This is a genomic window from Bacillus sp. JJ864, assembly GCF_036963045.1.
Taxonomy (GTDB): domain Bacteria; phylum Bacillota; class Bacilli; order Bacillales; family Bacillaceae_G; genus Bacillus_A; species Bacillus_A pseudomycoides_C.
Genome location: NZ_JBALLY010000063.1, coordinates 1 through 7,279 on the forward strand (window position 1 = coordinate 1; position 7,279 = coordinate 7,279).

Consider the following 7,279-nt stretch of genomic DNA (forward strand, 5'->3'; position numbering starts at 1 on the left):
TAATCAACACGCCTGATATATTATATAACAAATGTTATTATCCATAGATTTTAATTTGAATATTATGTAAATTAAGAAAAACAGAACGGTATATCATTTTCTCTTCCTAAAAAATCCATTTAGTTATTTCGTATAAATAACTTTAAATTAATATCCATTTCATAATAAATTAGTGAAAATGTAGGTTTAGGTAAATAGAGAAGAATGTGGGATTATTACTGAAAGATTTATATATATATTTGCAAATAATATTTATGTTTGAAATATACATATAGTTATATGTAACTATTAATTATAAGCATATCGAACCGTCACCATCATTATCCTCTTTTCTTTTTAAAATGGCTCAAATATGAATTAATGTGTAATTTCTATATAACAAAGAAAAAAGTACCTACTTTCATAGATACTTTTTCGTATTGGATTATGAATGCTTTGGATATTTTAAAACTTCATTTAAAAATAGATAAATAGTACATCACCATATAGTTAGCAGATTGCCTCCTCACAAAACAAAGAAATAAGTTGAATTCTCATATATAACTGTAAAACAATTAATTTTTTATTTTAGTGGTCCTTCAAAATCTTAGGTTGCTGGACATGTGGTGAGTCTCTAATTTTTATCTATGAATTATAAATGATTAATGTTTAATGTTTATTCAAATTTACAAATAAAAAAGAACCCGCTGGAGTTCAGGCCCTTTCAGAAGTGATGATGTTTTCTCGGCTTCGGAAAGTGAGAAAATACCAAAATATAATACATCGAAATTTAGAGAATTTCAATATTTAAATTGAGGTTGAAAACTTAAATTTTATAATCCAAAAATGCGGATTTTCATAAAAAGATTAAATTTTCAGATAAATAGTTTACATTTTCTCACATTCCATAATATAATTAAGTCGGTAATTATACCAAATATTAGTAGAGGGGGGGATTTATAATGGCGATTAAAATTAGCGTAAAGAAACTAGATAAGCAACCAGAAGTAACTCCATCTTGTGCACCTGTAGGCATGTGTGGTTAATTATTAATCAACTACAGCGGACAGTTATAAATTATGACTGTCCGCTGTTTTATCTAAGGAGGAAAATATGAGCCAAACAGTATATCATGATGAAATAACATCTCAATATAAACCAAGATTAAGACATTGTACTTTTGTTGAAAGAAATAATTCAGATTCACTTTTAATGATTGTAGGAACTGAATACTACGAATTAGGTCAAGAAATTGGTGACAGACAAAAATTTTATGAGATAAAAAGATATTTCGATGGTAGGCATACTATAAGTGAGATAAGTAACATCACGGATGTTCCAGAAGAAGATATTACAAGTATAGTTAGTACGTTTGTTGAAAATGATTTAATGAGGAAAGAAGAAAAAGTTGATTTTATTTCAGCACAAAAGTTTATAGATCAAATTAAAGAAAGTAGTCAAATGTGGAAAAAGCAAATTGGCTATCATCAACTATTCTCAAGAATGTATTATAAAGATGTTCCTAAAGAGGTTTTTGTAGGCTATATTCTTGAAAATTATCATTATGTTAAATCTGCATCTAAACATATTTCAACTGCTATTAACCATTGTAACGATCCAAAATACTTAGATATACTAAATGAATATTTTGTAGAAGAATATGATCATACTAAGTTAATTTTACAAGCATTAGAAAATCTAGGGTTTAGTAAAGAGGAAGTAGAAAATTCTCACCCAATTATTGGAACAATGTCATTAATAAATATGATGTCTGATATTGCTAGACAAGATACATTAGCATATTTAACTTGTACTTCTTTATTCGAAGCAAGGAAAGAAGAATACGAAAGTTCCAAGGCATCTCTAGAGAAAATTTGTGAGAATTATGGATATACTTTTGAAGATATAGACCCTTTCATTGAACACCTACGTGGTGATGTTGAAGCTGATCATAACAGCTTATTGGAAGAAGCTCTTGAACCACATGAGCTTATTCCTGCGAATAGAGCGCACTTCATTGTCAACTGTATGCACGACCTAAAACACTCGTATGACCAATACCATGATCAAATAATTCAATACTATTCTGACCCTCAAAACTATATACCTAGATTAAAGGTAGATTATTTTTCTTTATAATCCTTTTGCTCCCCATGAAATAAATATAATATTGGGGAGCTTTAAAATTTGTAAAGGGGAAATACTTAGTGTTTTATAAAAAAAATATTATCAATAGCCAAATATGGAAATCAAAGGAATTTAATGTTTTATGGGTATCACAATCTTTAAATGTTCTAGGAAATAGAATATTTTTATTAGGATTACCTTTGTTTGTATTTGAAATTACTGGTTCAGGTGCACAAATGTCTTTCACATTTGCTATCAGTATGCTACCTCATTTGATATTTGGAATAATAGGAGGAGGTTTAGCAGATTTTTGGGATAGAAAAAAATGCTTAATTGTAGGGAATTTTTTAGCAGCTATCCCTTTAATAACTATATTTATCTTGCATAATAGACAAGCATTAGAAATATGGCATATATATATATTAGTTTTTGTGCTTTCTTGTATTGAGGGAGTAAATTTATCTATATTTGAAGCATCAATTCCTTCAATTGTAAAAAAGGAGTTATTAATAGATGCTAATTCTTTAGTAGAAGTAACAAATTCAATTTTAACTATATTGGGACCAGCATTTGCAGGGGTTTTAATAGCATATTTTTCTGCTTCATCTACTATTTTATTCACTGCTTTTTCATGTTTAGCAGCAGGTATTATAGCCTTATTTATAAAAATTTCAAAAGAGTATATCGAAAAAGATAATAATAAAATCAAGAATGCTATTAATAATTTTATGGAAGGAATTTTATTTATCCCTAAACATCCCGAGTTAAGATGGGGCATAATACTAAGTACGAGCACTAATATAACTATGGGAGCCTATACAGTATTACTAATTTTTTTTATGACTAATAATTTAAAAATTGAGGCAAACTTAATAGGAATAGTTTTTTCACTTTCTAGTATTGCTACTCTCCTTTCATCTGTTTACTTTGCTTCTATATTCAGTAAGTTTAAAAAAGGTTCTGTCATGGTAATAAGTCTAGGTATGATGGGTATTGGAATAATAGGATTAGGTTTATCAATAAACATTTATACGCTAATACTAGCTCAATTTATTTATATGGGATGTATGTCTCTTTATACCATTAATTGGAGATCATTAAGGCAAATTATTACACCTAATAATATGATGGGAAGAGTCTCTGGAGTATGTAGAGGAATTGCATATTTAGGCTCAAGTTTAGGGGGCTTCCTAAGTGGAGTATTACTGACAAAATATAACCCATCAGTAATTTTTATTATTCAAGGATTACTTATTATAATATTCTCAATATTCGCGTATCGGAGTCCTTTGTATAGAAGTACAGAGGTTCTGAAAGAAACAAATATTAGTTCATAATACTCCACTTAGGGATTATTTTAAAAAATTCAGGGAATGCCCTTTTTGGGCATTTTTTGCTTTCTTATAAACAATCCATGCTGCTGCCAAATCTTGAAATGGCATGCCTACTGCATGGTATATTGTATAATTATATTTTTCTATGGGATGTTTGAGAGGCTTTTTTAAGATAAAACCTAATTCTGCATCTATACAATTGGGATTAATCCCCAAGCTACCTATAACCCCAACGGATAATGCTAATTTTTTGCTATCACATACGAAAAATGATTTTTTAATAACTTCTGCAGACACTTCCACTTTCCCCTTTTCATCACTTCCCAGTGTTGTAATATGAGCTCCATGTTGCAAAAGTTCTGGTTGTATAAACGGCTTTGTTGACCAAGTAGCGGTTATTACTATCTCAGCTTTATGTAAAGCTTCATCTACACTTTTAGCAATTACTATAGGTATATTAAGATCATTGAAAATACCAATAAATCTTTCAGATTTTTCAATATCTAAATCGTATACAGTAACTTTACTAATCTTTCTAAACTTAAGTAATGATTTTAATTGGACCTCTCCTTGTATACCTGCTCCTATAATAGTAACTTTACTATAATTAGGGTTAGCAACAATATGAGTGCCTAAGGCACCTGATATCCCTGTTCTAATAGCAGTTATATAAGTAGAATCCATTATCGCTAAAATATCACCTGTATTTATATCATTTAATTGAATAACTCCTTTTATTGAAGGTGACTGGTTAGGGTTCTTAGCATGGATTTTTATTGTATATGCAGGAATACCATCCAAAATTCCTGGGAATAAAACTACAACACTATTCATTTCACTATTTAAAGTTGATTGGTATTTTCCAATTGAATCATTTGTGGAATTTTGAATTAAATTAGCTAAAAATCCTTTTTTTATGTAGTAAAGTAATTCCTTTTCATCCATCATTTCTTCTACTTCAGTTTTTGATAAAATTAGAGTTGATTTCATTATAGTTACCGCCTTTATGAATATGAATTAGTAGTTAAATTACATTGAGAACACTTGCCATACAATAACAAATCATGTTGTTCCACTGAAACACCACTTATACTAGAAGCAACTCTCTCTAGATAACTTAAAGAAGGGTAGTAGAAATCAATAACTTTATCACATTCAGTACATATTACATGATAATGATTATCAAGATTAATATCATACCTAGAACCAATTTTACTAATTAATTTATGACTTAATAAAAGACTTAAGTTTGAATACACAGCAGATACACTAAATGATGGTATTTCATCCTTCAGGTTATTTAAGATTTCTTCGGGTGTAGGATGATCTAATTTTTTAATTGCTTCATAGATTTTAATTCTTTGAAGAGTTACTGTAAGACCACTTAACTTAAATCGCTCTTTCACATCCATTTTATCCCCTCTTTTAAATAATTTAGTATAAATTCAACATTTTTTACAATTATCTATATTGAAAATACCATAAAATGCAAATTGCAACAATATTATTTGTAAATTATTAATTTTCTGATTTATAATAAGGGGTAACGTTTGTAAAGGTATACCTTTTTAAACACTTAAAGAACATCTATGAAACACTGAAATATCAAGTTTATAAAGGTAATGTAAATCATTTTATAAACGTTTATTTTTAATGAATACCTTTATAAACGAAGATGGTATAATTGTGGTAACAAATGTAAGGAGAATATCAAACATGGCGAATATTTATGGATATATACGTGTAAGTACAAAAGATCAAAATGAACAACGCCAATTACATAAGATGATGGAACGAGGAGTCGAAGCTCGACGTATTTTTGTCGACAAAGCAAGTGGTCGAAATTTTGAACGTCCCCAATATCAATTGTTAAGAAAAATATTGAGTAAGGATGATATCGTTTATATTGATGCTTTAGATCGTATGGGACGTAATTATGATGAAGTAATTTCGGAATGGAAATACATAACAAGGGACTTACAGGCAGATATTGTGGTATTAGAAAATGAAACCTTATTTGATAGTCGTAAATTTCGAGAGATGGGTGACATGGGACGACTAATGGAAGATCAATTTTTATCTTTACTTTCTTATGTTGCGGATCAAGAACGTAAAAAAATTCGGCAACGACAAGCGGAAGGGATTGCTGTAGCTAAAGCTCAAGGAAAACATTTAGGGCGTCCTCCACTTAACCTTTCAACATTAAGCCAAAAGGAACTACTTATAATAGAAGAAACTTATCCAAAGTGGAAAAAAAGAGAAATAACGGGCGCTAAATTTATGGAATTGCTAGAACTTAAGAAAAATACTTTTTATAAGATACTGAAAGAATATGAAGAGAACAAATTACAAACTAATTAAATGAAGAATAAGAGCCGGATGTTTCTTAGAGTAGAAAATCCGGCTCATTTTATGTCGAAATTTGCTTAGCGTATATTTTCGTTAAAATGTGGGCGGGACCCCTATATTAATTAACACTTTCATTCTCCTTCCAAAATAAAAAGAGCAGCCATAGCCACTCTTTTTTTACAAGCTATTAAATTCTAAAAAAATCGAACTTAGTTATCTTTCTTATCAAGATCATTAGAAATTTTATTTAAGATCTCACGTGCTTCTTTCTTTTCTTCTTCCGTTAATTTCGCATTTTTGCTTTTCGCTTCAAGTGATTTCAACACTTCCATAAATGTACTTTCTTTTGTACATACGTTGTCTGTATAAGAGTCTCCGATTGCTATTAGAGAATAGTATGATCCGCCATTCGGTATAGCCGCAGTTCCATTAGCATATAAAGTTCCATCTTTACCAATTACTATCGAAGTATTAGCATTACCAGCACGAAATCTAGATGGTGATTGATGGAATTTCCATTTAAGCGTTGCATCTGGGTTTAATGCATACATTTTATCATATGTTTTAAAATAAATTACACCATTTTTATCAATTACAGGTGCGTCATAAATAGTCTCTATACCTTCAGTTCGGTACTTCCATTTTAAGGAGTAGTCTGGATTATACGCATAAAGATAATTTGCTCCACCCACATAAATTGTTCCATCTATAGAAGAAACCGTAGGTGCGGAATACAATTTTTCTTTTTCTTTCCATTGATGCACTATGTTCCCATTCTTATCAAAAACATATAATTTGTCTTGTGTATTTAAAAATATTTCATTATTTTTGCCTAAAGCCAATCCATTACCGTCGTATTCTCCGCTAACGTATTTTCGCCACAATTCCTTACCATTTTTATCATGAGCATAAAGATATTTATTCCCAAGAAATACAGCTAACGTATAAATGACGCCATCTTTTGAAATAAGTATGGCTTCGTATCCTATATATCCATTCCCTACTTCATTTGATGACCATTTCTTTGTTCCATCCGGATTATAGGCCTCTAATCGTTTTGTGTTATAATTGTTTACATAAATTGTTCCGTCATGATCCAAAACAGGCCTTGAAGTTGCAACTGAATCTTTCATTCTCCATTTAATTGAACCATCTGGATTTACAGCAGTTAAAGCACCTCTGCTAACATAAATAGTTCCATCTTCTGCAATAACGGGCACACTATCCATTGTTACCAGATTATCTTTAGCCCATTTCACAGATCCATCTTTATTAAGTGCAAATAGTTTTCCATTCTGGTTTGCTGCATAAATAGTACCATCACGTCCAATCGCTGGAGGGGTATAGAATTGTTGGATCTCATGAGCAAAAGAACCATCTTTATAGTAAACTTTATACTCCCATTTTCCTTTAGGATTCTCTGTTCCTGTAAAAGGTGAGTTTCTATTCCAATTCTGTCCGAAAGGAGCTTCAGCTTGTAAATCATATTT

At 30.2% G+C, this 7,279-nt stretch carries 6 protein-coding genes; 3 read left to right on the top strand and 3 right to left on the bottom strand.

Features of this window, described 5'->3' with window-relative positions; genetic code table 11:
• Positions 1-1,092: 1,092 nt before the first annotated feature.
• Together V7024_RS11065 and V7024_RS11070 are read left to right on the top strand one after the other, a co-directional pair.
• Positions 1,093-2,118, top strand: a complete 1,026-nt coding sequence (locus V7024_RS11065; RefSeq protein WP_174103703.1) for an iron-containing redox enzyme family protein — start codon at positions 1,093-1,095, stop codon at positions 2,116-2,118.
• Between the two features lie 68 nt (positions 2,119-2,186).
• Positions 2,187-3,443: an MFS transporter gene (locus tag V7024_RS11070; RefSeq protein WP_335519602.1), complete on the top strand. Its 1,257-nt coding sequence runs from the start codon at positions 2,187-2,189 to the stop codon at positions 3,441-3,443.
• Positions 3,444-3,458: 15 nt separating this feature from the next.
• On the opposite strand, the gene V7024_RS11075 is transcribed toward V7024_RS11070, so the two are convergent.
• The gene (locus V7024_RS11075) at positions 3,459-4,430 is read right to left on the bottom strand and encodes an ornithine cyclodeaminase family protein (RefSeq protein ID WP_335519605.1); all 972 of its coding nucleotides are present in this window, start codon (positions 4,428-4,430) and stop codon (positions 3,459-3,461) included.
• A gap of 14 nt (positions 4,431-4,444) precedes the next feature.
• A complete protein-coding gene (locus V7024_RS11080) occupies positions 4,445-4,852 on the bottom strand; it encodes a Fur family transcriptional regulator (protein WP_335519608.1) in 408 nt (135 codons plus the stop codon).
• Between the two features lie 304 nt (positions 4,853-5,156).
• Between V7024_RS11080 and V7024_RS11085 the strand changes: the two genes are divergently transcribed.
• A complete protein-coding gene (locus V7024_RS11085; protein WP_335519611.1) occupies positions 5,157-5,801 on the top strand; it encodes a recombinase family protein in 645 nt (214 codons plus the stop codon).
• Between the two features lie 197 nt (positions 5,802-5,998).
• Here the strand turns inward: V7024_RS11085 and V7024_RS11090 are convergent.
• Positions 5,999-7,279: PQQ-binding-like beta-propeller repeat protein (locus V7024_RS11090; RefSeq protein ID WP_335519613.1), on the bottom strand; the 1,281-nt coding region annotated here is incomplete at its 5' end.

Excerpts from the sequence above, each read along its gene's own strand:
- V7024_RS11065 (WP_174103703.1), top strand. The coding sequence starts at position 1,093 with ATGAGCCAAACAGTATATCATGATGAAATAACATCTCAATATAAACCA.
- V7024_RS11075 (WP_335519605.1), bottom strand. The coding sequence starts at position 4,430 with ATGAAATCAACTCTAATTTTATCAAAAACTGAAGTAGAAGAAATGATG.
- V7024_RS11080 (WP_335519608.1), bottom strand. The coding sequence starts at position 4,852 with ATGGATGTGAAAGAGCGATTTAAGTTAAGTGGTCTTACAGTAACTCTT.
- V7024_RS11085 (WP_335519611.1), top strand. The coding sequence starts at position 5,157 with ATGGCGAATATTTATGGATATATACGTGTAAGTACAAAAGATCAAAAT.